Origin of the sequence: Bacteroides togonis, assembly GCF_900130135.1 — a bacterium.
GTDB lineage: Bacteria > Bacteroidota > Bacteroidia > Bacteroidales > Bacteroidaceae > Bacteroides > Bacteroides pullorum.
Genome location: NZ_LT670820.1, coordinates 605,208 through 627,819 on the forward strand (window position 1 = coordinate 605,208; position 22,612 = coordinate 627,819).

General features: G+C 57.2%; 16 protein-coding genes and 1 riboswitch. Of the genes, 9 read left to right on the forward strand and 7 right to left on the reverse strand.

Features of this window, described 5'->3' with window-relative positions; all coding sequences use genetic code 11:
* The coding region (locus BQ8005_RS02720) for a BT4734/BF3469 family protein (protein ID WP_159436191.1) at positions 1–1,464 on the reverse strand (1,464 nt) is incomplete at its 3' end.
* Between BQ8005_RS02720 and BQ8005_RS17315 the strand changes: the two genes are divergently transcribed.
* The 8 genes from BQ8005_RS17315 to cbiD all read left to right on the forward strand — a co-directional run bounded on the left by BQ8005_RS17315 (position 1,442) and on the right by cbiD (position 13,372).
* Positions 1,442–1,753, forward strand: coding sequence for a hypothetical protein (locus tag BQ8005_RS17315; protein WP_159436192.1), 312 nt, complete (start codon positions 1,442–1,444; stop codon positions 1,751–1,753). The genes BQ8005_RS02720 and BQ8005_RS17315 overlap by 23 nt on opposite strands.
* A 111-nt stretch (positions 1,754–1,864) precedes the next feature.
* Positions 1,865–2,081, forward strand: a riboswitch (cobalamin riboswitch).
* Between the two features lie 142 nt (positions 2,082–2,223).
* On the forward strand, positions 2,224–4,611 hold the full coding sequence (locus BQ8005_RS02725; RefSeq protein ID WP_083610480.1) for a TonB-dependent receptor: 2,388 nt from the start codon (positions 2,224–2,226) through the stop codon (positions 4,609–4,611).
* Positions 4,612–4,637: 26 nt separating this feature from the next.
* Positions 4,638–5,963, forward strand: coding sequence for a hypothetical protein (locus BQ8005_RS02730; protein WP_075316957.1), 1,326 nt, complete (start codon positions 4,638–4,640; stop codon positions 5,961–5,963).
* 12 nt (positions 5,964–5,975) lie between these two features.
* Positions 5,976–6,917, forward strand: a complete 942-nt coding sequence (locus tag BQ8005_RS02735) for a sirohydrochlorin cobaltochelatase (RefSeq protein WP_075316958.1) — start codon at positions 5,976–5,978, stop codon at positions 6,915–6,917.
* 95 nt (positions 6,918–7,012) lie between these two features.
* A complete protein-coding gene (cobJ, locus tag BQ8005_RS02740) occupies positions 7,013–8,422 on the forward strand; it encodes a precorrin-3B C(17)-methyltransferase (RefSeq protein WP_075318867.1) in 1,410 nt (469 codons plus the stop codon).
* 10 nt (positions 8,423–8,432) lie between these two features.
* Positions 8,433–9,638 carry a bifunctional cobalt-precorrin-7 (C(5))-methyltransferase/cobalt-precorrin-6B (C(15))-methyltransferase gene (locus BQ8005_RS02745; protein WP_075318869.1) on the forward strand — a complete coding sequence of 402 codons (1,206 nt, stop codon included), beginning with the start codon at positions 8,433–8,435 and terminating at the stop codon, positions 9,636–9,638.
* 14 nt (positions 9,639–9,652) lie between these two features.
* Entirely contained in the window at positions 9,653–11,506 is a 1,854-nt protein-coding gene (gene cobM, locus BQ8005_RS02750) for a precorrin-4 C(11)-methyltransferase (protein WP_075316959.1), read from the forward strand.
* 3 nt (positions 11,507–11,509) lie between these two features.
* Positions 11,510–13,372 (forward strand): cobalt-precorrin-5B (C(1))-methyltransferase CbiD, encoded by a 1,863-nt coding sequence (gene cbiD, locus BQ8005_RS02755; RefSeq protein WP_075316960.1) that lies wholly within the window; start codon positions 11,510–11,512, stop codon positions 13,370–13,372.
* A gap of 5 nt (positions 13,373–13,377) precedes the next feature.
* On the opposite strand, the gene BQ8005_RS02760 is transcribed toward cbiD, so the two are convergent.
* The 4 genes from BQ8005_RS02760 to BQ8005_RS02775 are packed head-to-tail and all read right to left on the reverse strand — an operon-like array spanning position 13,378 to position 18,047.
* Positions 13,378–14,751 (reverse strand): MATE family efflux transporter, encoded by a 1,374-nt coding sequence (locus BQ8005_RS02760; protein WP_021848505.1) that lies wholly within the window; start codon positions 14,749–14,751, stop codon positions 13,378–13,380.
* A 15-nt stretch (positions 14,752–14,766) separates the two neighbouring features.
* Entirely contained in the window at positions 14,767–15,795 is a 1,029-nt protein-coding gene (locus BQ8005_RS02765; protein WP_075316961.1) for an ABC transporter ATP-binding protein, read from the reverse strand.
* Between the two features lie 33 nt (positions 15,796–15,828).
* Positions 15,829–16,869, reverse strand: coding sequence for an iron ABC transporter permease (locus BQ8005_RS02770; protein ID WP_075316962.1), 1,041 nt, complete (start codon positions 16,867–16,869; stop codon positions 15,829–15,831).
* Between the two features lie 5 nt (positions 16,870–16,874).
* Positions 16,875–18,047, reverse strand: a complete 1,173-nt coding sequence (locus BQ8005_RS02775) for an ABC transporter substrate-binding protein (protein WP_075316963.1) — start codon at positions 18,045–18,047, stop codon at positions 16,875–16,877.
* A 213-nt stretch (positions 18,048–18,260) separates the two neighbouring features.
* Here BQ8005_RS02775 and BQ8005_RS02780 point away from each other — a divergent pair, with 213 nt between their 5' ends.
* Positions 18,261–18,965 (forward strand): precorrin-2 C(20)-methyltransferase, encoded by a 705-nt coding sequence (locus BQ8005_RS02780; protein ID WP_075316964.1) that lies wholly within the window; start codon positions 18,261–18,263, stop codon positions 18,963–18,965.
* 121 nt (positions 18,966–19,086) lie between these two features.
* On the opposite strand, the gene BQ8005_RS02785 is transcribed toward BQ8005_RS02780, so the two are convergent.
* Positions 19,087–20,631, reverse strand: coding sequence for an alpha-N-arabinofuranosidase (locus BQ8005_RS02785; RefSeq protein ID WP_075316965.1), 1,545 nt, complete (start codon positions 20,629–20,631; stop codon positions 19,087–19,089).
* A 351-nt stretch (positions 20,632–20,982) separates the two neighbouring features.
* Entirely contained in the window at positions 20,983–22,578 is a 1,596-nt protein-coding gene (locus BQ8005_RS02790; RefSeq protein ID WP_075316966.1) for a xylulokinase, read from the reverse strand.
* Positions 22,579–22,612: the final 34 nt, after the last annotated feature.

Below are 22,612 nucleotides of genomic sequence, written 5' to 3' on the forward strand. Positions count from 1 at the left end.
ATGTGTATAAGAGACAGGCTTGAAGTAGGGCATCTTCTCCTCCTCGGGCTTCAGGGCAAAGTCAGGCTGGCGGCGCTGCTTGCGGGCTTCGGCCAGCTCCTGCTCCCACAGGGTCTGCGCCTCCTCGTTCTTCCGGCGCCGCTCGGCACGCAAGCGGCCGTACCAGTCTTCGGTGGCGTCGAGCAGCGAGGCGGTGAAGGCCACGACTCCCTTGCCCGTACCGGCTGGGGCCACGACGGCCAGGTAGAAGTGGGGCGAATACTCCACCCGCTTGTAGAGGAAGCGCACGCGGGGCAGCAGCGCGCTGCAGCTGTTGAGCGAACCCAGCAGCAGGAAATCGCGCTCGTAGGCATTGGCCGCGGGGCGGACACACCGCTCCAGCAGCGGCGGCAGGGCGTCATACACTTCCCGGGGGATGAGGGGCAGGGCAGCCATGAGGGCTTCATTTTTTTCCGACACTTCGTCCGCCTCGTCGGCCGTTTTCGCCGAAAAACCGGGTTTAAGGGAACCCTGAAACTTGCCTTGGCCCTTTTCGCCTGCCTTTTCCGGCGGCATTCGCGAACTAACATACTGATAACCAGACAGCACCCGCTGGCGGATGTCGCCGGCGTTGAAGTCGGACATGGCGTGGCGGGCGGCATAGAGCGCGATGACCTCGTCCAGTTCCTGCGTCGAAAAACCTTTACGGCGGGCCGAGCGGCCCAGGCGCAGGGCGATGTCGTTGCGCTGTCCGGGACGGAAGGGATACTCCTGCTCGAAGCGGTGGACGAAAGCCGCCAGGAAGCCTTCGCCCGGCACGACGCCGGCATCCTCTCCGCCTGTGGCGGCAGAAGCGGTGCCCACAGGTTGCGGGGCGGTAGGACGTGATGCGGGAACAGCCTCCGCAGGGTCGTAGGGGAAAGGCGTGGCGGCGGGATTGTAGTACGCGGCGGGGTCCCAGGAGTAATAGCAGGGCTGGGTCACGGGGGCGCACTTCTCGTCGTAGGCATGGCGCACGGCGGCACTCACCGCACGCCCCACGGCAGCGTAGACGGGCGCATAGCCCCCGGCCAGGTCCTCCGTACGGATACGGACGAAGATCTTCACCCCTTCGCCCGATATGCTGCGGAAGGCGGCCGCCACATAGGGCAGTGCAGCAGCCAGGGCCATAATCTCGTCCGTTCGACCGACGGTGCCGTCGTAGTCCGCACACGCCAAGCCGCTGTACGACTGCAAGTTGCTCGCGGCATGCCCGCCGAAACAGCGACACGAGGGCGTGACGCAGGGCATGGACGACTTGACGCGTTGTGCCTCGGCCTCCTGTCCGCGCTGCGAGCGCAGGCGACGGTACTGCTCCACCCGCTTGCGGAAGGCCTCGCCGCGGATGTCGGCCACGAACTGCTCGAGCGTAGTGTCCGTGGCACATTTGCTCCTCACGCTGCTGAAACGCGAGAAGCAGAAGATGTTTTTGGATGTTGTTTCCATCGTTTTTGTGATTTTAAAGTCCGGCAAGGGCACCATTGCCCTTGCACAGAGGCAAATCACGGAAGAAAACAACAAAAGAATTCCGGCGGATACCGCACTTTTGGGCAGACACGAAGTGAACGGTATGCAGACAAATGTCACCGTCACTCACATGGATGGACACAGATTATACGCTGAAAACCAAGCTTCTGGAGAGAAACCTATATCTATCCGTATAAGCGAAGGTGAGTTTTTCCATCTCTCCCCGCCCGTCCGAAAAGTGCGGCGCCTGTCGCGAGCGGACTTTTAAGACGATTTAACGGCCGGCATCCGTTTTCTCGGAATCGCGCATGTTGATAAAATCATTGCAACGCCACAAAATATTTCTGCCGACATGGCGACGGAACTCGAAAAAAGGACTATCTTTGCCGCCGATTTTGGTATCGCAGCCCCACCCGCTTCGGAGGCCGCGATGAAAAGGGAACCAGGTGAAAGTCCTGGACAGACCCGCTGCTGTGAGTCCCCGCCATGAAGAATCCTTGGAAAACCCCAAGCCACTGTCCCCTACCAACGGAGGGATGGGAAGGCATCCAGGGATTGGGACAAGTCAGAAGACCTGCCAGAATCTGCCAACGTTTTAACGCTTTCGGGAAATAAGGCGGTGAAACATCGAGTCGGACCTTTCTTTGCCGGACATCCCCCTGTCGCGGACAGGCGAGGGCAAGGCCGTTTCTCTTTGTACTTCTTCTGTCCCTGTTTTCCCGTAGAACTGATAGGAATATGAAAATGGGTAAAACAAACATCCGCTCCTGCCTCCTGCTCGTCGGGATACTGCTGTGTCTGACCGCAGGCAGCCTTGAGGCCATAGGCCAAGTCAAGGTGCGCCTTTCGGGCAAGGTGACCGACCGCGAAGGTCATCCGGTGGAACAGGCCACCATCGCCATCGAAAACAGCAGCACGGGCTGCTACAGCCATACGGACGGAAGCTACGAACTGATGGTGACGCCGGGCAGGCATGTGGTGGTGGTGTCGTTCGTGGGATACGAAACACTGAAGATGCCGCTTCGCATCGACGGACCTGTGACCCAGGATTTCCGCCTGAAGGAAAACAACGTGGGACTGGGGACGGTAGAGGTGTACGGCAAAAGCCAGACGCAGAAACTGAAGGAAGGCGTATTTGCGGTCAACGCGCTGGACGTGAAGGCACTGGCCTCTTCGCTGAACGACCTGAACAGCCTGATGGACCGCACGACAGGCGTCAAGGTACGCGAAGAGGGCGGCGTGGGTTCGGACTTCGATCTGTCTATCAACGGACTTTCGGGCAACTCGGTGCGCTACTTCCTGGACGGCATGCCACTGGACAGCAAAGGCAGCGGCATGTCGCTGGCCAACCTGCCTGTCGGCATCATCGACCGCATAGAAGTGTATAAGGGCGTAGTGCCTGCCCACCTGGGTACCGACGCGCTGGGCGGTGCCATCAACATCGTCACGAAACAGGAGAAGAAAAACTACCTGGACGCATCCTACGGCATCGGCTCGTTCCATACGCACAAGGCAGACCTGAACGCACTGTGGGTGGAACGGCGGACAGGACTCATCGTGCGGCCTACGGTGGGCATCAACTATTCGAAGAACGACTATCGGATGAAAGACGTGGAGGTGTGGGACGAAGAGGCGGACGCCTACGTCTACGCCGACCGCAAGCGTTTCCATGACGACTATCTCTCCCTGCTGGGCCAGCTGGAAATAGGTTTCGCCGACAAGTGGTGGGCCGACGCCTTCTTCGTCTCGGGCTCCTACTCGAAAACGGACAAGGAACTGCAGACCGGCTCGGTGCAGACGGTGGTCTACGGCATGGCCGAACGGCAGACGGACGCATGGAACGTGGCGGCACGCTACCGGAAACGCGACTTCCTGGTGGAGGGACTACAGCTGAACGCCTCGCTGTCGCACACGTGGGACCACTCGCTGACGGTAGATACCGCCTACCGGAAATATGACTGGAACGGAGGCTACATCGTGAGCTCACGCAACGAAATTACGGGAAACAAACGCTCGATGCGCCACTACAAACGTCCGATGACCCTGGTACACGCCAATGCCGACTATGCGCTGAACGCACACCATGGTTTCAACCTGGACTACTCGATGAACCGCACGGGCAATGACCGCTATGACGACCTGGATACGGACTTCGAACCGTCGAACGACATACTGACCAAGCATATCACAGGCCTCTCCTATTATCAGTCGTTCTTCGACGACCGGTGGAACAACACCCTCTTCGTGAAAGACTACGTGAACCATGCCAATATCCGCCAGACCGACTCGGGCGCGACGACGGGTTCGAATAACGTGCGGGGCTCCATCACCCGGAACTACTGGGGATATGGCGTAGGTACCCGCTTCACCCTTGCCGCTCCCTTTGCCGTGAAGGCCTCTTTCGAACACAGTGTACGCCTGCCCATCGCCCGCGAACTGCTGGGCAACGGAACGACGGTCTATGCCAACGTGGCACTGGAGCCCGAAAGCAGCGACAACGTCAACCTGGGCTTCTTCGGAACCTGGCGTCCGGCTGCCGGGCACACGTTGTACTACGAAGCCAACGGTTTCCTGCGCAATGTGGACAACTTCATCCAGGTGCAGGTGATCGAAAAGGAAGGCATGATGCAATACCAGAACGTTCCGGCCGTACACATCAAAGGCATGGAAGGGGAAGTGCGCTACGACTGGCAGAACAGACTGCAACTGTCCGGCAACCTGAGCTTTCAGGACGCACGCGACCAGCAACAATACAAGACCGACGGAAAACCTTCGGCCACCTACAACAACCGCCTGCCCAACCGTCCCTGGCTGTTCGGCCGAGCCGAAGCAAGCTATACGTTCCACAACGTAGGCCTGCCGGACAGCCGCCTGCGACTGAACTGCAACTACCAATGGGTGCACTGGTATTTCCTGACGTGGGAAGCCTATGGTTCGTACGAGAACAAGTCGCGTATACCGACGCAGCACATCTGCAATGCGGGCCTCTCCTACTCGTGGAAGAACGACACTTACAGCCTGTCGCTGGAATGCTCCAACCTGCTGGACGAAACGGCTTACGACAACTACAAGCTGCAAAAGCCTGGCCGGGCCTTCTTTGCCAAATTCAGACTATTCATCAACTAATCTAACCAATAACCAATTGTTTCATTATGAAAAAATTCAAATTTTTACTGAGTGCATGTATGGCTGCCCTGCTGGCCACTTCTTTCACAGCCTGTTCGGACGATCCCGCCGAAGGAAATGGAGGCAACAATAATCCGGAAGAAACGACGAAGGACTATCACTTCGACCTTTTCCTTAGTGTGGGCAAGCATGGCGGCATGAGCCAGGGCGACGGAACCATCGTCAGAAGTGTATCCGACCTGAGCGCCGATGCAGACAAGATTACGATCGAAGGAATCGGCTCCGAATTCGAATCCAATGGAAACACCTACACCATGGAGGCGATCGTGAAAGGCAAATATTATTATGAAGTGCCTTACCAGCCGGCCGACCGCTTTGTGAAACTGGAAGTGAACTATGACCCCACGACCGGCAAAAACGCCCTGAACATTGTTGGCCAACGTCCGTTTGCCGACGGCTATACATTCAAGGCACGCTCGTACACACATGCCTGGCTGGACGACAACACACTGCTCATCATGGCCGCCAACGGCGATGCAGACAAAATCATCTGGACCAAGCTGAACGCCGACGACATGAGCATCATCGACAGCGGCACCCTGAGTGAAATTACTGCTCCCGAAGGCTATCCGGTACTCACGACATCGGGCATCCTGACCTACCGCCAAAGCGACAAGAAACTTTATTATTTCTACTTTGCCAAGACTTCGAAACGGAACGGAAAGGCTACACCTTATTTCTATACGGCCATCATCGACCCGGCTACCATGAAGGTGGAAAGCAACGAACCGAACAATATAGCCCAACAGACAGCCGGCAGCGCCTACGGCGAACTGATGCAGAACAGCGTGATGTATGATGAGGATGACAATCTTTACCTGGCCACTTTCACTCCGGACGAAAACGAGAAGGAAATAGGCCACCTGCTTCGCATCAAAAAGGGCGAAACACAGTTTGATACGACTTACGACGGTTATCCGAACGCTGACGGCAAGTTGCTGACCATTCAATACCTGGGCAACGGAAAGGCACTGGCCTACGCACGCAACGATGACGGTGACCCGCAGGACGGTACACTAAACATCGACTCCTACTGCCACTACTACACCATCCTGAACCTGGCAGACGGCACAAGAGAACGGCTGAAATACAACGGTGAGGAAATAGCCTACAATGCCGGCCGCTTCTCCCAACGCACGGCCGTTGTCGACGGGAAAGCGTATGTAGGCGTGAACACCCGTGAGGAATCCTGCATCTATGTCTACGACATCGCAACAGGGAAAGTTGAAAAAGGCGCAGAGGTGGATGCCAGCTTCTACTTCGACATCCTGCGCGTAATGAGCAACCAGTAATCAGCCCCCTGCATGAGAAAAGTCCTTACTTTACTTTTGTTATGTCAAACCGCCCTCCTCTGTCGCGCATACGGAGAGGGCGGTTTTGTTCCTTGCGACTTGCTTGCCAATCTGAAGAGTGGCGAGAAAGCAGCCCTGCTGATGGTACATTTCGGTACGACATACGACGACACACGTGCCCTCACCATCGATGCCCTGAACCGGAAAGCGCAGGAAGCGTTTCCTGAACTTACCTTTACCGAAGCCTACACATCGCGTATTGTCATCCGCCGCCTCAAGCAACGCGGTATCCGGAAAGACACGCCGCTCGAAGCACTTCTGCGCCTGAGGGCCGAAGGCTATACACACGTCGTCGTACAGAGCAGCAACATCATTGACGGAGTGGAAATGGAATCGCTTCGGCGCGACGTGGAAAGCGTACAGGCTTTCTTTAAAGAAATTCGGGTGGGTACTCCCCTGCTCTATTCGGTGAACGATTGCCAGAAAGTAGCCGATATCCTGACCAGACGCATGGGCGCAGCAACGCCGGATGGGAAAAAGGGAACAGAGCATTTCGTGCTCGTAGGGCACGGCACTCATACTCCAAGCACAGCTGTCTACAGCCAAATGGACCATGTATTGAAAGCCGCCGGACACTCAAACTGCCACGTAGCCACGATAGAAGGCTATCCGACCCTCGCCACCCTGCTGGCACAACTGAAAGCTGCGAAAGCCCGAAAAGTGACCTTACAACCCTTCATGCTGGTGGCAGGCGACCATGCCCGCAACGACATAGCCACAGAATGGAAAGAAAAGCTGGAAGCGGAAGGATATACCGTTAATATACGCCAGGAAGGCCTGGGACAAATACCTGAAATCCAAGACATCTTTATCGAACACCTCCGCTTCAGCCTGCACCATCGCAGTGTAGGCATCATGGAAAAGAAAGCTGCCTATGCTGCCGGAAAAGATTGAGGCAAGACTGAACCGCCCGCGATAAAGACAGCAGTAACGACCGGAAAGTTTGCCGAAAAAACGTATCTTTGCCAGAGATTATGAAATCCAAAGAAATGAAACAACCGAAAATAATCGTTGCCGGCATCGGACCGGGCAACGAACAAGACATCACCCCGGCCGTCAAGGCTGCACTGCACGAAGCAGATGCCGTGATAGGCTACAAATACTATTTTCAGTTTATCACTCCTTACCTGCATCCGGAAACACCCTGCATCGACACAGGGATGAAACGCGAACGCGTGCGGGCCGAACAGGCTTTCGAACTGGCAGAGCAGGGAAAGACGGTATGCGTCATCAGTTCGGGCGATGCAGGCATCTATGGCATGACACCGCTCATCTACGAAATGAAGCGCGAACGGGGCAGCTCTGTCGAAATCGTATCCCTGCCCGGCATCAGTGCCTTTCAGAAGGCAGCCTCCCTGCTGGGCGCACCGGTGGGCCACGACTTCTGCGTCATTTCCCTCAGCGACCTGATGACTCCGTGGGAACGCATCGAGAAACGAATCGTGGCCGCTGCCCAGGCCGATTTTGTCACTGCAGTCTATAATCCCAAAAGCGAAGGCCGCTACTGGCAACTCTATCGGCTGAAAGAAATATTCCTGCAGGAAGGCCGTTCCCCCCAGACACCTGTGGGCTACGTCCGCCAGGCCGGAAGACCGGAACAGGAAGTACACGTGACCTCCTTACAAGAATTTGATCCCGAACAGACAGACATGTTCACAGTCGTCATTATCGGCAACTCACAGTCTTACGAATGGGAAGGCAGCTTTGTTACTCCCCGGGGATACTATCGGGAAAACGAGGAATCGGGAGCTTCCATCGGACAGGACATCATGATACGCAGTTTCCGTACCATCGAAAGCGAACTGAAGAACAAGGATATCCCTTTGGACCACAAATGGGCCCTGCTGCACGCCATCCATACTACGGCCGATTTCGAAATGGAAGACTTGCTGCGGACCGACAACCATGCCGTATCTACGCTGTACAGACAGATTGCTGATGGACAAGTGAAAACCATTGTCACCGATGTGACCATGGCCGCCAGCGGCATCCGCAAGGGAGCGTTGCAACGGCTGGGAGTGGAAGTGAAATGTTATCTCAGTGATCCGCGCTCGGCTGAAATGGCTGCTGAAAAAAAGATTACCCGTACACAGGCCGGCATCCGACTCGCGGTAGAAGAACATCCTGACGCCCTGTTTGTCTTCGGCAACGCACCGACGGCGCTGATGGAGCTATGCGACCTGATTCGCAAAGGGAAAGCCCGTCCGGCAGGCATCGTGGCAGCACCTGTAGGTTTCGTTCACGTAAAGGAATCCAAGCACATGGTGAAACCTTTTACAGAAATCCCCAAAATCATTGTGGAAGGACGCAAGGGAGGAAGCAACCTAGCCGCTACGCTGGTCAACGCCATCCTTTGCTACAACGATGCCGAGCAACTGCGCCCCGGCCGAGACGTATAAACAGATAAATATGGAACAGAATTTCATCCTGATAGGACTGGATGACAGTCCCTCACCCTTCTTTCCTCCCGAAGTACAGGAACTGATCCGAAACGGAAGGTACTTCTCGGGCGGTGTACGGCACAGGGAGATTGTAGCTTCCCTGCTGCCGGATGATGCCACGTGGATGACCATCAACATACCGCTGGACAACGTATTCGCAGAATACAAGGCCCATTTCAAGACCGACGGACATCCTATTGTGGTATTCGCTTCGGGCGATCCGCTTTTTTTCGGTTTTGCCAACACGCTCCGTAAACGGATGCCTGAAGCCCATCTGCGACTCTATCCTGCCTTCAACTCCTTGCAGACATTGGCACACAGGATGGTAATCCCCTACAGCGACATGCGAAACGTATCGCTGACCGGACGCCCTTGGCAGGAACTGGACAGAGCCTTGATAGAACGAAGCACCCAAATCGGCATCCTGACCGACCGGGAACATACTCCCGACGCCATTGCCCGCCGCATGCTGGACTATGGCTACAACCAATATACGGTCTATGTAGGCGAACACCTGGGAAACCCAGACAAAGAACGCATCCGCCGGATGACGGTTGAAGAGACTGCCCGAAGCTGCTTTGAACGCCCCAATTGCTTGATCTTGAAAGCTGACACTCCTCTCCCACCACGTCCCTTCGGCATCCCTGACGAGGCTTTCGATCATTTGGACGGACGTGCCCGCATGATAACCAAGGCCCCTATCCGGCTGCTTACGCTCCGTGCACTCGGACTGAACAGCCGACATGTGTTCTGGGATATCGGTTCCTGCACGGGTTCGGTATCCATCGAAGCACGCCTCCAGTTTCCGCATCTGACGGTCGTTTCTTTTGAAATACGTCCCGAAGGCCGACAACTGATGGAAGTGAACAGTCGCCGCTTCGGCGTTCCGGGCATACAACATCTGACAGGAGACTTTCTGCAAACCGACCTTTCCTCCCTACCTCTTCCCGATGCCGTATTTATCGGTGGTCATGGAGGCAAACTGGGCGTAATGATGGAAGGAATAAAGAAACTTCTCCAGCCCGGTGGATGTATCGTCTTCAACTCCGTATCTGCCGAAAGCGGGAAAGCCTTCCGCGAGGCAGTCGCAAAACTGGGTATGCAACTGCAACCATCGGTACGCATTGCGTTGGATGACTACAATCCCATCGAAATAATGAAAGCTACCTTATAATAGAAACAGAAAACATGGATAAAAAGACAGCCATTATATTGATTTCCGAAGAAGGATTGCCGCTGGCACACCGTCTGTTGCCGGAATTTCCCCAAGCCGTCATCCTCAGTACGACGGTCAAGGACAATACCTGCCTGAATGTAGAAAGCTATGCGAACTTCTTCAATGAAAATTTCCATCGCTATGACGCCTTTATCTTTATCGGAGCCATGGGGATTTGTGTACGGAGCATAGCGCCTTTCATCGCAGACAAGCATACTGATCCTGCAGTAGTATGTATAGACAGTACGGGGCGATATGCCATTCCTGTCCTGTCGGGACATGTAGGCGGAGCAAACGAGCTGGCCCGATGTGTGGCCGGATGTATCGGAGCGGAAGCCGTGATTACTACACAAAGTGACCGTACCGGCCTGTGGGCACTCGATACACTGGGCACTGAATACAACTGGACAGTCCTGACTGCCGAAGGTGGAAACATGATTTCCGCAAATTCTGATGAAGGACATCGCATAATAAACCGACTCATCAGCCTGTTTGTCAAACAGGTACCCACATTGCTGTACATCGGTGTACGGGTGCCGGGGGTAGAGCGGTTGGAGCGGACTTGTCCGCCGCATGTCAGCATCCGTTACGGACGCTTCGAAGACATCGACTTAAAGCCTTACGAACTAGTCTTGCTGATTACGCCTTTCCGCTACAACACTGCCGGAATCCCTGCTCTTTATTACATTCCGCAGGTACTCCATGCAGGCATCGGACTGGCACACAACGCCGGACCTGTCGAGGAAGTCATCCGGCAACTGGACGAAACGCTGTACAGCCAACACATCCATCCCGCCGCAATTTCCGATTTTGCTACTATCTGCGAGAAACGTGAAGAGCCGGTAGTCGGACAGCTGCAATCCCGGTTCCCCGTGCAGTTTTATACAGCCGACGAGCTGAAGACCGTAAACGTACCTACCCCGAGCGAAGTAGTACAAAAACACATGGGTACGCCCAGCGTCAGCGAAGCAGCAGCCCTGCTGGCCTCGGAAAGCGGGTGTCTGGTACTGAACAAACAGAAAGGCAGCAACTATACCCTGGCCGTAGCCATTGGAAAGGGAATAATGACCGACAGCGGCCATATCGAAATCGTGGGAGCCGGTCCGGGCGATCCCGACCTGATATCCGTACGCGGACGACAGATGCTGGAAAAAGCCGATCTGATACTCTATGCCGGCAGTCTGGTGCCCCGCGAACTGACCTATTGTGCCAAACCGGGTGCCGTAGTCCGCAGTTCTGCCTCCATGAATCTGGAGGAACAGTTCGCGCTGATGAAAGAATTCTATGACCGCGGTTGCTTCATTGTCCGGTTGCACACGGGTGATCCTTGTATCTATGGAGCCATACAGGAACAGATGAACTATTTCGACCAATACCAGATGAGTTATCACATCACGCCGGGTATTTCTTCTTTCCAAGCCGCTGCCGCTGCCCTGAAATCACAGTTTACCATTCCCGAAAAAGTGCAGAGTATCATCCTGACCCGCGGCGAAGGACGGACACCCATGCCCGAACGGGAAAAGCTCCACCTCATGGCGCGGTCGCAAAGTACGATGTGCATATTCCTCAGCGCGGGTATTGTAGACCAGGTGCAGAGCGAACTGTTGCAGGAATATCCCGAAGATACGCCTGTAGCTGCCTGTTACCATCTGACGTGGAAGGACGAACGAATCTACCGCGGTGTGCTGAAAGATTTGGCCAAGATTGTGAAAGAAAACAACCTGACACTGACTACCCTGCTAGTAGTGGGCGAAGCCATTGACAACCGCCAAGGCTTGTCCCGCCTCTATGCGCATGAGTTCAAACATCTGTATCGGAAGGATTGAATTATGATTCTTATTTTAGGAGGAACCACCGAAGGCCGACTGGCGGCAAACACACTGGACGAATCGGGCAGTCCGTTCTACTATTCCACCCGTGGAGATGAACAGGAAGTGTCCCTACACCACGGCATCCGCCTGCAAGGAGGCATGGATGCGGAAGCGATGGAGCTATTCTGCCGGCAAAAGGAAATCCGGCTACTGGTCGATGCCGCTCATCCTTTTGCTGAGGAACTGCATCGCAACGTGGCTACAGTGGGGCAACGTCTGCAAATCCCTGTAATCAGACTTGAGCGCATCTATCCGCCACGTACGGCCTGTCCTGTTATCTGGTGTGCCGGCTATGACGAAGCTGTGAAAAAAATACAGCAATCGCATCCGGCCTCTCTCCTCCTGCTTACGGGCGTACAGAGCATTGCCCGCCTGGCTGCGCTATGGAAAGATGAAAACATATGCTGCCACTGCCGCATCCTCGACCGCGACAGCTCACGCCTGTTGGCCGACCGCCAAGGATTTCCTCGCGAACGCCTCTGCTATTACCACGAAGGCGAAGACGAACGAATCGTGATGGAGCAACTTCATCCGGAAGCTATCATACTGAAAGAAAGCGGTTTATCAGGAGGATTTAAAGAAAAAGTTGAAGTGGCAACAAGCCTTGGTATCCAAGTGTTTGCCATCCAACGCCCGCCACTTCCTCCTTCGTTTATAACCGTAACAGGGAGACATGGACTCCGTCGGCAAGTTGAACAACTGCTTCCCGAATTCTACCCGCAACACACGGGACTTACCACCGGAACCTGTGCCACAGCCGCCACCGTAGCTGCTGTTTGGAAAGCCCTTGACGATAATACTCCCGACACTTTTCCAGTCCTTCTGCCAGACGGCGAAATCCTGACGATACCTGCCCGTCCGACAGAAAGGATTTTATCTGCCGACGGTAAGACCGTCGTCGCTTCAGCCTTTACTGTAAAAGATGCAGGAGATGATCCGGATATTACCAACGGCATGACGATAGAAGCCCGCGTCACGTTGCACCTATCGTCCGCTGCCACTTCTACCACTCCTCTATCCATTCACATCGATGGCGGTTGCGGAGTGGGTCGTGTTACGTTACCAGGTTTGGGAATTGAGGTGGGACAAGCTGCCATTAACGCTACCCCACGTCGGATGATAGAAAACAGCATCCGTCACTTGCTGCATTCCTTGCCTATGAAAGCCAATCCTGTCTCGATAGACGTCCTCATTTCCGTACCGAGTGGTGAAGAAATTGCCCGCCGCACTTTCAACCCTCGCCTAGGCATTGAAGGGGGAATTTCGATTATTGGCACGTCGGGCATTGTGAAGCCCTTCTCGACAGATGCTTTTATCCGCTCCATCGCCAAATCTATGGAAGTGGCACGCGCTACAGGCAGTCCCCGTGTCGTTATCAATTCGGGGGCCAAGAGTGAACGTTTCGTCCGTGCCTATTATCCCGACCTACCGCCACAGGCTTTCGTACACTACGGCAACTTTATCGGCGAAACGCTGAAACTGGCTGACAGCCTGAAGCTGCCTCGCATTACGCTGGGTGTTATGATAGGTAAGGCTGTCAAGCTGGCAGAAGGGCATCTGGATACCCACAGCCGCCAGGTGACGATGAACCGTGATTTCATCATTTCAATGGCTCGTGAAGTCGGTTGCGGTGAAGATGTCTGCACACGCATCGACGGCATCACTTTGGCTCGTGAATTATGGGATCTTATACCAGCCTCGCTTTTGCCAACCTTTACGCAGACCGTCATTGACCACTGCCACCACCACTGTGCCCCTCTCTTACCTCACGGTGAACTGACCATTTTACTGATTTCGGAAGATGGGCGAATATACGTATAATCCTATCAGCTTTTCAATCCATTTTCTTGCCGCTTCATCTCCAGTAATACGCCAAACGTCAGCGGAAGGGCCAGTAAGAAAGTGCAGATGTCGGAAACGGCCTGACACATCTCCACGCCCTGAAGCCCGAAGAAATGGGGAAGGATAAAGATAAACGGCACAAAGAACAAGCCCTGACGGGCAGACGAAAGGATGGTGGCACGCACGGATTTGCGGATAGTCTGCAACATCATGTTGCTGATGATGACAAACGTGCCCAGCGGATAGGTGACAAGCTGCCAGCGCAGGGCCGAAGCACCTGTGGCCACCACAGCGGGGTCGCCTTTACGGAACAGCTCCACCACCTCTTCGGCAAAGCCGAAACCCAACACAGCACAGCAGGTCAGGAAAATAAAACCGATACGTACACAGAGCCAGAAACCCTGACGCACACGGCTATAAAGACCTGCGCCGTAGCAGAAGCCACAGAGGGGCTGGAAACCCTGCCCGAAACCGATCAGGAAAGAATTGATGAACATACCAATGCGTGACACGATGGACATGCCTGCGATGGCAGCGTCGCCATACGCTCCGGCGGCCAAGTTCAGCAGGATGGTGGACAGACTAGCGAGTCCCTGGCGGGCAAGCGAGGGCGTACCACCGCCAATAATTTCCTTGATGAAGGCGAACGACGGCGTAAAGTTGCGATAACGGATGGGGATATTCCCCCCCTTCGTAGCCATGTAGAGCAGCAGCGTAAAGCTGCACACCTGACTAATGACCGTGGCCAGCGCAGCACCCGCCACGCCCATATCGCAGACGAAGATGAATAGCGGGTCGAGCACCACGTTGAGGATCGCCCCGCTCACGATACCCACCATAGCGTAGGCAGCATTCCCCTGAAAGCGTATCTGATTGTTCAGCACCAGCGATGAAGCCATGAAAGGCGTACCTGTCAAGATAATACCCAAGTAGCGTTCCGTATAAGGCAAGATGGTGGGTGTAGAGCCCAGCATCAGCGACAGCGGTGTGAGGAATAGCAACCCCAGCACTGCCAACACACAGCCCGTGAAGAAGGCCATGAAAAAGCCCGTGGCTGCCATCTTCTCCGCATTGGCCACGTCGCGGGCGCCCAGACGGCGCGAGATGTAGTTACCCGACCCGTGGCCGAAGAAGAAACCGACAGCCTGGATGATGGACATCAGCGAGAACACGATGCCTACCGCCGCCGTGGACTGCGTATTAATCTTACCGACGAAGTACGTGTCGGCCATGTTGTAGAAAGCCGTCACCAGCATACTGATGATGGTGGGGATGGCCAGGCGGGTGATGACACCCGCAATGGGGGCAGTAGTCAGCTGCTCGTAATTTTCTTTGGCTGTGTGGTGGTGTATCAACATCTCATATAATCTTTTTTATCCGTTAGGTAACAAGTCCGCCTCCCGGATAACGCCCAGCAATTCGCTGATACTGCAGACAGTGACCATAGTGCCGTCCGCCCGGTGAAGCACGAAGGGAGCGTCACCCCGCAGGTCGCCCGTCTCGATGAAGACAGCAGACTCCACGTTGCGGTTAGCCAGAATGCCGTTGCGCTGCAAGGCCTTGCGCACCATGGCATAGCGTTGTCCGTGTCCGGCGAGGCGGATTTGCGAAGTGTATTCATTGTCCATACGGAAGAGGCCCGTCTCCAGATCGAACACAATGCCCTTACGGGCGAAAAAGCGACTCAGGCTGCCGTCCAGCGACAGGTCTTCGGGCGTGCCGATGGTCACCCCGCTCGCCTTGTCCATCAGCCAGATTTTGTCGGCTATTTGGAGAGCCAGCTCCAGGTCATGGGTAGAGAGAAAGATGGTCTTGCCCGTGCTACGGCTCAGGCGGTGGAGCAACTGCATCATCTCCACCTTGCTGGGAAAATCGAGGAAGGCCGTCGGCTCGTCCAGGTAGATGACGGGCGTCTCCTGTGCCAGCGCCTTGGCTATCATCACCTTCTGGCGCTCGCCGTCGCTCAGGGTATCCACCATGCGGTCGGCCAGGTGTGCGATGCCCACCAGGGCGATGGAGCGCGCCACCACCTCCTTGTCTGCCTTCGACAGGGTTCCCCAAAAGCCGGTGTAAGGGCTGCGTCCCAGACCCACCAGCTCCGTGGCGGTCATGTTACGAATGTCGCATTTCTCCGTCAGCACCACGCTCAGCACGCGCGACAGCTGCTTGTCCGTGTAGGCATCAATTTCCTTGCCCTGCACGTAAATGTTTCCGTCCAGCTTGGGCTGGAAGGCCGAGAGCGTGCGCAGCAGGGTGGACTTCCCCACTCCGTTGGCTCCCAAAAGGCAGGTCAGCTCGCCGCCGCAGATGTCGGCCGAAATGCCTGCCGCCACCATCTTCACGCTGTGCTTCGAGGCATAGCCGATGGAGAGGTTTTCGATATGGATGGTCGGTTCGTTCAAAGGGTCTTTCTATATTAATAGGTTCATATTCAGTTATTCGTCTATCTCACTTTTCCTGCGTCTGAAGAGCACCGAAGCAACGACCGGTGCACCAATGAGTGCCGTCACCGAGTTCACCGGCAGAGCGCCTTCGAAGCCCGGCATACGGGCAATGAGGTTGCACACCAGAGCCAGGGCGGCACCCGTCAGCAGCGTGGCAGGCATCAGCACACGGTGGTCCGACGAGCGGAAGATGGCACGGCACAGATGGGGCACGGCCAGCCCCAGAAACATGATGGGGCCGCAATAGGCCGTCACGATGGCCACCAACACGCCCGAGCAGAGAATGACCAGCAGGCGGGCCCGCCGGATGTTCAGTCCCAGGTTGCGCGCATAGCTGTTGCCCAGCAACAGCAGATTCATGGTCTTGATGAGCAGGAACGACAGCGGCAGCAGCACAGCCATGATGCCCACGAACAGCAGCATCTGGTCGCCCGATACGCGGGCGAAGCTGCCCAGCCCCCAAATGACATAGGCACGGATATCTTCTTCAACGCTGAAGAACTTCAGCACACCGATGACGGCATTGGCCACGTAACCTATCATGACGCCGATGATGAGCAGCGTCACGTTGCCGCGCACCTTCATCGACACATAGACGATGAGCGCCATCACCGACATGGCACCCACGATGGCGGCCAGCGACAACGCCACTTCGCCCAGATAACCCAAACGGCTCAGGGCCACGCCCCCGACAGCACCGGACAGCAGCACTACCATCGCCACGCCCAGGCTGGCACCCGAGCTAACGCCCAGCACCGAAGGGTCGGCCAGCGGATTGCGGAACACCGTCTGCATCTGCAGGCCGCTGACCGACAGACCCGCGCCCGCCACAAGCGCCGTCAGGGCCTGGGGCACGCGCGACTTCCACACGATGTTCTGCCACACCACCGGCTCGTCCGTCCCGCCCGCCAGGATGCGGCACACCGAGCGCAGGGGGATGTCCACCGAGCCTAGCAGCAGGTTCAGCAGGAAGAACAGGGCGATGAACACGGTCATCAGCAGCATCAGGGGGAGTATGGGGCGATGGTTCATGGCGTTTATTTCAGTCGTTCGTAATACGTGGGTTCATACTGGGGCAGCAGGTCGGGATGGAAGGCGTGTATCAGGTCCTTCAGCACCACGTCGGGCTGCATGGGCATGCTCTCGTAGAAGGGCGTGGTGCGCATGTTGCAATAGACCACCGCCCGCTCGCGGAAGGCACGGAAGTCGGCATAGCGCGCGTCGGTGGCCTTCAGAGCGTCGTAGGAGAAGGTGCCTTCGTAGCTGTTGACGATGCGCCAGAAGTCGGCCTCGTCGGCCCGGCTATAGACGGTCTCGAAGTCCAGCGTCACACCGCCCGAACGGGGGTCGTCCTTCAGGAAATAGTCGGCTCCGGCATCGCGGAACAGCTGGGCCAGGAAACTTTTGCCGCCTACTGCATACCAGTTGCCTCCACGCAGCTCGCCGCTGAACACCACGGGACGCTTCTCCACGCCCGCGGCCAGGCGACAAAGCTCCTTGTAGCGCGCCTCAATGGCGGCAAAGCACTCGTTGGCTTCGCGTTCGCGCCCGATAAACAGGCCCACCAACTTCACCCACTCCGCCTGTCCCAGGGGCGTCATCTCCTTGTAGCCCAGATGGGGCACCAAGGGGATATCCGTGTCGCGCAGGGCGTCGTAGCCACCGCGCTTGAAGGGGGAGATGAAAATGACATCGGGTTCCACGCTCATCACCACCTCAGAGTCGAAGTTGCCTTCGATGCCTATCTTCACCGTGTGGCCCTCGGCCAGCTGGCGGTTCATGGTGGGGTCGAAGAGGTGGCGCGTGCTGGTGATGCCCGTCACCAGCGGACAGGCGTCCAGAGCAATGAAATTGGACAGCTGGAGCGACGTCATGCAGATGACGCTGCGCACGGGTGTTTCTATCGGGGTATAGTCGCGAGGAATACCGGCCGGATGCGTACCGCGGGGCACAAGGGCGAAATGATAACCCGGCGCCTCGGGGTTCTGCGGGTCGTGTACGTCCAGCAGGCGCACGCCGTCGGCACGATAGTCTATGGTGTAGCCTTCGGCATAGGTGGGAATCACCCGTAACAAAGAGTCGGTCGGGGCCATGGCGGCGCTGTCGGTCTGCATTCCATCGGCGGCCGAAGGCTTCGACGACCGGGAACCGCAAGAGCCCGCAAAACAGGTGACGGCAAACAACAGGCCGGCAAAGAGGAGTCTGTTCATCGGTAAGGTCTTTTTAAAATCAGGTGCAAAGTTAACCGAAACGACTGAATATCGCAACTTACGTGTGTGAAACTTCCCTATCGGCGGACAATGGAATGGATACGCAGACAGGATAATCTGTGGTTGAAAAACCATCCGCGACACACACCCGTTCCGCATTTCTTTTTGTAATTTTGCCACCGCAAAAAAACCGAAACAACAGAAGAAAAAACTATGAACCACTACCCCATCCTGTTCATCTCCCTGGGCCCCGGCGACCCGGAACTCATCACCCTGAAGGGCTGGAAGGCCCTGCAGGCAGCCGACATCGTGTTCTGCCCCGAGACGGAGGGGCGCAACGGAGAGCGCACCTCGCGCGCAGCGAACATCGTGCGGTGGCTCGGCGTGGGCGACGACCACATCCGCCGCTTCCTGCTACCCATGAGCAAACGGCGCGAAGCGGCGCTTCAGGCCTACGACGGCGTGTATGCCGAAGCGCGTGCCCTGCAGGACGAGGGTCTGCACGTCTGCATCGTAGCAGAGGGCGACGCGGGCTTCTACTCGTCCGTCCACTACGTCTTCGAGCGGTTGCGGGCCGACGGACGGGCGGCGGAACACGTGGCGGGCATCCCTGCCTTCATTGCTGCAGGAGCCCTGGCAGGACTGCACACAGCCAGCCAGGAACAGCGGCTCACGGTGTTGCCCGGCACGGCGACCGCACAGGAGTTGGAACGGCTGGTGGACGACGGCGGAACGGTGGTCATCATGAAGCTGTCGCAATGCGCCGACGAAGTGCACCGCTGCATGGCCCTGCATCCAGAGTACACGTACCACTACTTCGAGAACGTAGGTACGGCGACGGAGTTCTACACGTGCGACGCGGCGGTGGTGGCCGCGCGGCGCTTCCCCTACTTCTCGCTGATGATTGTACAAGGGTAACGAAGAGAACATAAGAAAGACACACAATATTTTCATAAACAAACTGGTGTATAAAAAAGGGGGCCGAAGCCCCCCCTTTTTAGAAAAATCTGCGTATTCCGCGTCATCCGCGGCAGAACCGTCATTGCAGCTCCAGCGTCACGATGGACTTCGCCGGCAACGTCAATCGCAGAACTCCCTTCTCAATTTTGGTATCCTTGAACGGTACGGGCCGCACGCGGTCGGGCTGGTCGAAGGTGTTGCAGTCGGTGACGTGCTCGGCCGTCAGCACCTCGCCCACGGCCTTGAGTGCCGTGATGCCAGGCAGGTGGACGGTGACTTCCTGTGCTTCATTCAAATCGACGTTGGAGAGCGAGAGGTGCACGCGCCCCTCCTTGTCGCGCGAGGCGGTGGCGCTGAGCAGCGGCAAGCGTCGGCCGTCGCGCACATCGACAGTGGCGCAGTCCAGTTCCAACGGCAAATAAGTGGCATCCTGGTGCACGCGGTACATCTTGAAGACGTAGTACGTAGGCGTCAAGACCATGCGGTCGTCCTTCGTCAGAATCATGGACTGGAGGACGTTGACCACCTGGGCGATGTTGGCCATCTTCAGGCGATCGGTGTACTTGTGGAAGATGTCGAGCGAAAGGGAGGCCACGAAGGCGTCGCGTAGGGAGTTCTGCTGGTAGAGGTGTCCGCGGATAGTGCCCGGTTCTTCATCCCACCACGTGCCCCACTCGTCGAGCATCAGGGCTATCTGCTTCTTGGGGTCATACTTGTCCATGATGGCGCAGTGGCGACGGATGACGTCCTCCACCTCGCGGCACTTGCCCAGCGCCCAGTAGTAGTCTTCGTCGGTGAACTGCGTGGCCGAACCCTTGCTGCCGCTCCAGCCTGCCACGGTGTAGTAATGGAGCGAGAGACCCTGCATCCGTCCTCCCACGCGGTTCATGAGGACGTCGGTCCAGTTGTAGTCATAATCGCTGGCACCGCTGGCTATCTTGAACAGGCGGTTGCCGTCGTAGTTGCGGCAGTAGGTGGAGTAGCGGCGGTAGAGGTCGGCGTAGTATTCGGGGCGCATGCTGCCGCCACATCCCCAGCTCTCGTTGCCCACGCCGAGGTATTTCACCTTCCAGGCCTTGTCGCGTCCGTTCTGCCGGCGCAGGCGTGCCATGGGCGAATCGCCCTCGGAGGTCATGTATTCCACCCACTTGGCCAGCTCCTCGACCGTGCCGCTGCCCACGTTTCCGCTGACGTAGGGCTCGCAGCCCAGCATCTCGCAGAGGTTCAGGAACTCGTGCGTGCCGAAGCTGTTGTCCTCGATGGTGCCGCCCCAGTTGTTGTTCACCATCTTAGGGCGCTGCTCACGGGGACCGATGCCGTCCATCCAGTGGTATTCGTCGGCAAAGCAGCCGCCGGGCCAGCGCAGGACGGGCACGCGGAGCTCCTTCAGGGCGTTGAACACGTCGGTGCGGTAGCCCTGGATGTTGGGTATCGGCGAGTCCTCGCCCACCCACAGGCCGCCGTAGATGCAGGTGCCCAGGTGTTCGGCAAACTGGCCGTAGATTTCTTTCGGAATGATTTGGTTGCCGCGGTCGGCCTCCACGGTAAGGTTCGCGCTGCGCTGTGCGGGGAGCGACAGCGAGGCGGTCAGCAGCAGGCTGCTGAGGAAGAGTTTGTTTGTCATGGAATAGTAATCTTTAAGTATGATAAATAGAGTTCTACAGTTGTTGATAGATAAGGAAAGCCAGCCGACAGGTGTCGGCTGACCGTCCGAGCCCTCGGGAATGCTCCCGATATAGGTCGGCTGGCCGTCCGAGCCCTCGGAAATGCTCCCGATATAGGTCGGCTGGCCGTCCGAGCCCTCGGAAATGCTCCCGATATAGGTCGGCTGGCCGTCCGAGGCCTCAGAAATGCTCCCGACCTATGTCGGCTGGCTGTCCGAGGCCTCAGAAATGCTCCCGACCTATGTCGGCTGGCTATCCGAGGCCGCAGATTTGCTCCCGACCTGTGTTGGCTGGCCGTCCGAGGCCTTCGCCTATTTCTTGCAACTGACAGCTGACGCTTCCACAGGCAGGCAAGCCTTGTAGGTCTCGATGTAGGCGTTGAAGCCGGCCACGTCTTCGGGCACGGGCGCCATCTCGACACCGGCGTCGCCGGCAAACACCTGCGCGTCCAGGAAGTCGGGCAACGACAGGCCCTGAGCATTGTTCACCAGGTAGGAACCCAGCAGGGCGATGCCCCAGGCTCCCCCCTCGCCTGCCGTCTCCATGACGGAGATGGGCGAGTTGATGGCTGCCGCCAGGATGCGCTGGCCCACGCCCTTGGTCTTGAACAGGCCGCCGTGGCCCGTGATGCGGTCCACACGGATTTTCTCGTCGTTGAACAGGATGTCGTTGCCTATTTTCAGCACGGCCACGGAAGCGTAGAGGTGGGCGCGCATCAGGTTGGCCAGGCTGAACTTGTCCGTGGCCGAGCGCACGAACAAGGGACGCCCTTCGGCCAGTCCGGTGACGGGTTCGCCGGAGAAATAGTTGTAGGCCATCAGGCCGCCGCAGTCGGCATCGCCTTCGAGGGCATGGTTGTAGAGTTTGCCGTAGATGTCGTTCATGTCGACGGGCAATCCCATCAGTTCCTGGTATTCCTTGAAGAGGTTGACCCACGCGTTGAGGTCGGAGGTGCAGTTGTTGCAGTGGACCATCGCCACGGGGCTTCCGTCGGGCGTGGTCACGATGTCGATGGCCTCGTAGGGGCGCGAAAGCTCCTTCTCCAGCACAATCATGGAGAACGACGACGTTCCGGCGGAGACGTTGCCCGTGCGCTGCTTCACGGCGTTGGTGGCCACCATGCCCGTGCCTGCGTCGCCTTCGGGCGGACAGAGCGGGATACCGGCTTTCAGCCGTCCCGTGGGGTCGAGCTTGCGGGCACCTTCGGCCGTCAGGCGTCCGGCATCCTCACCGGCCATCAGCACACGAGGCAGGATGTCGCGCAGCTTCCAGCCGTAGCCCGGAGCAATCAGCTGCTCGAACTTCTCCACCATCGGGGCGGAATAGTCTTTCGTTTCGGGATCGATGGGCAGCATACCGGAGGCATCGCCGATGCCCAGCACGCGTTCACCCGTCAGCTGCCAGTGGACGTATCCGGCCAGCGTCGTCAGAAAGTCGATGGAGGGCACATGGGCCTCGCCGTTCAGAATGGCCTGGTAGAGGTGCGAGATGCTCCAGCGCAGGGGGATGTTGTAAACAAAGAGCTCGGACAGCCGGGCGGCGGCGGGACCGGTGTTCGTGTTGCGCCACGTGCGGAAGGGCACGAGGATGTTCTGCTGCTTGTCGAAGGCCATGTAGCCGTGCATCATGGCGCTGACGCCGATGGCGGCGAGGGTCTCTATCTCCGTGCCATACTGCTTCTTCACGTCGGCTTGCAGGTCGGCGTAGCAGTCTTGCAGGCCGCCCCACACGGCGTCGAGGCTGTAGGTCCAGAGGCCGTCGACAAGCTGGTTCTCCCACGTGTGGCTGCCCTGTGCGATGGGCTTGTTTTCCTCGTCGATGAGTACCGCCTTGATGCGGGTGGAGCCGAACTCGATGCCGAGGATGGCGCGTCCGGCTTCTATGGTGGATTTGGGATCTGATTTCATACGAATGGTATTGTATATAAGGTGAAACAAAAAG

What these genes read in the sequence shown, in the direction of transcription:
- BQ8005_RS17315 (WP_159436192.1), top strand. Translation starts at nt 1,442, where the DNA reads ATGTTTTTGGATGTTGTTTCCATCGTTTTTGTGATTTTAAAGTCCGGC.
- BQ8005_RS02725 (WP_083610480.1), top strand. Translation starts at nt 2,224, where the DNA reads ATGAAAATGGGTAAAACAAACATCCGCTCCTGCCTCCTGCTCGTCGGG.
- BQ8005_RS02730 (WP_075316957.1), top strand. Translation starts at nt 4,638, where the DNA reads ATGAAAAAATTCAAATTTTTACTGAGTGCATGTATGGCTGCCCTGCTG.
- BQ8005_RS02735 (WP_075316958.1), top strand. Translation starts at nt 5,976, where the DNA reads ATGAGAAAAGTCCTTACTTTACTTTTGTTATGTCAAACCGCCCTCCTC.
- cobJ (WP_075318867.1), top strand. Translation starts at nt 7,013, where the DNA reads ATGAAACAACCGAAAATAATCGTTGCCGGCATCGGACCGGGCAACGAA.
- BQ8005_RS02745 (WP_075318869.1), top strand. Translation starts at nt 8,433, where the DNA reads ATGGAACAGAATTTCATCCTGATAGGACTGGATGACAGTCCCTCACCC.
- cobM (WP_075316959.1), top strand. Translation starts at nt 9,653, where the DNA reads ATGGATAAAAAGACAGCCATTATATTGATTTCCGAAGAAGGATTGCCG.
- cbiD (WP_075316960.1), top strand. Translation starts at nt 11,510, where the DNA reads ATGATTCTTATTTTAGGAGGAACCACCGAAGGCCGACTGGCGGCAAAC.
- BQ8005_RS02760 (WP_021848505.1), bottom strand. Translation starts at nt 14,751, where the DNA reads ATGTTGATACACCACCACACAGCCAAAGAAAATTACGAGCAGCTGACT.
- BQ8005_RS02770 (WP_075316962.1), bottom strand. Translation starts at nt 16,869, where the DNA reads ATGAACCATCGCCCCATACTCCCCCTGATGCTGCTGATGACCGTGTTC.
- BQ8005_RS02775 (WP_075316963.1), bottom strand. Translation starts at nt 18,047, where the DNA reads ATGAACAGACTCCTCTTTGCCGGCCTGTTGTTTGCCGTCACCTGTTTT.
- BQ8005_RS02780 (WP_075316964.1), top strand. Translation starts at nt 18,261, where the DNA reads ATGAACCACTACCCCATCCTGTTCATCTCCCTGGGCCCCGGCGACCCG.
- BQ8005_RS02785 (WP_075316965.1), bottom strand. Translation starts at nt 20,631, where the DNA reads ATGACAAACAAACTCTTCCTCAGCAGCCTGCTGCTGACCGCCTCGCTG.
- BQ8005_RS02790 (WP_075316966.1), bottom strand. Translation starts at nt 22,578, where the DNA reads ATGAAATCAGATCCCAAATCCACCATAGAAGCCGGACGCGCCATCCTC.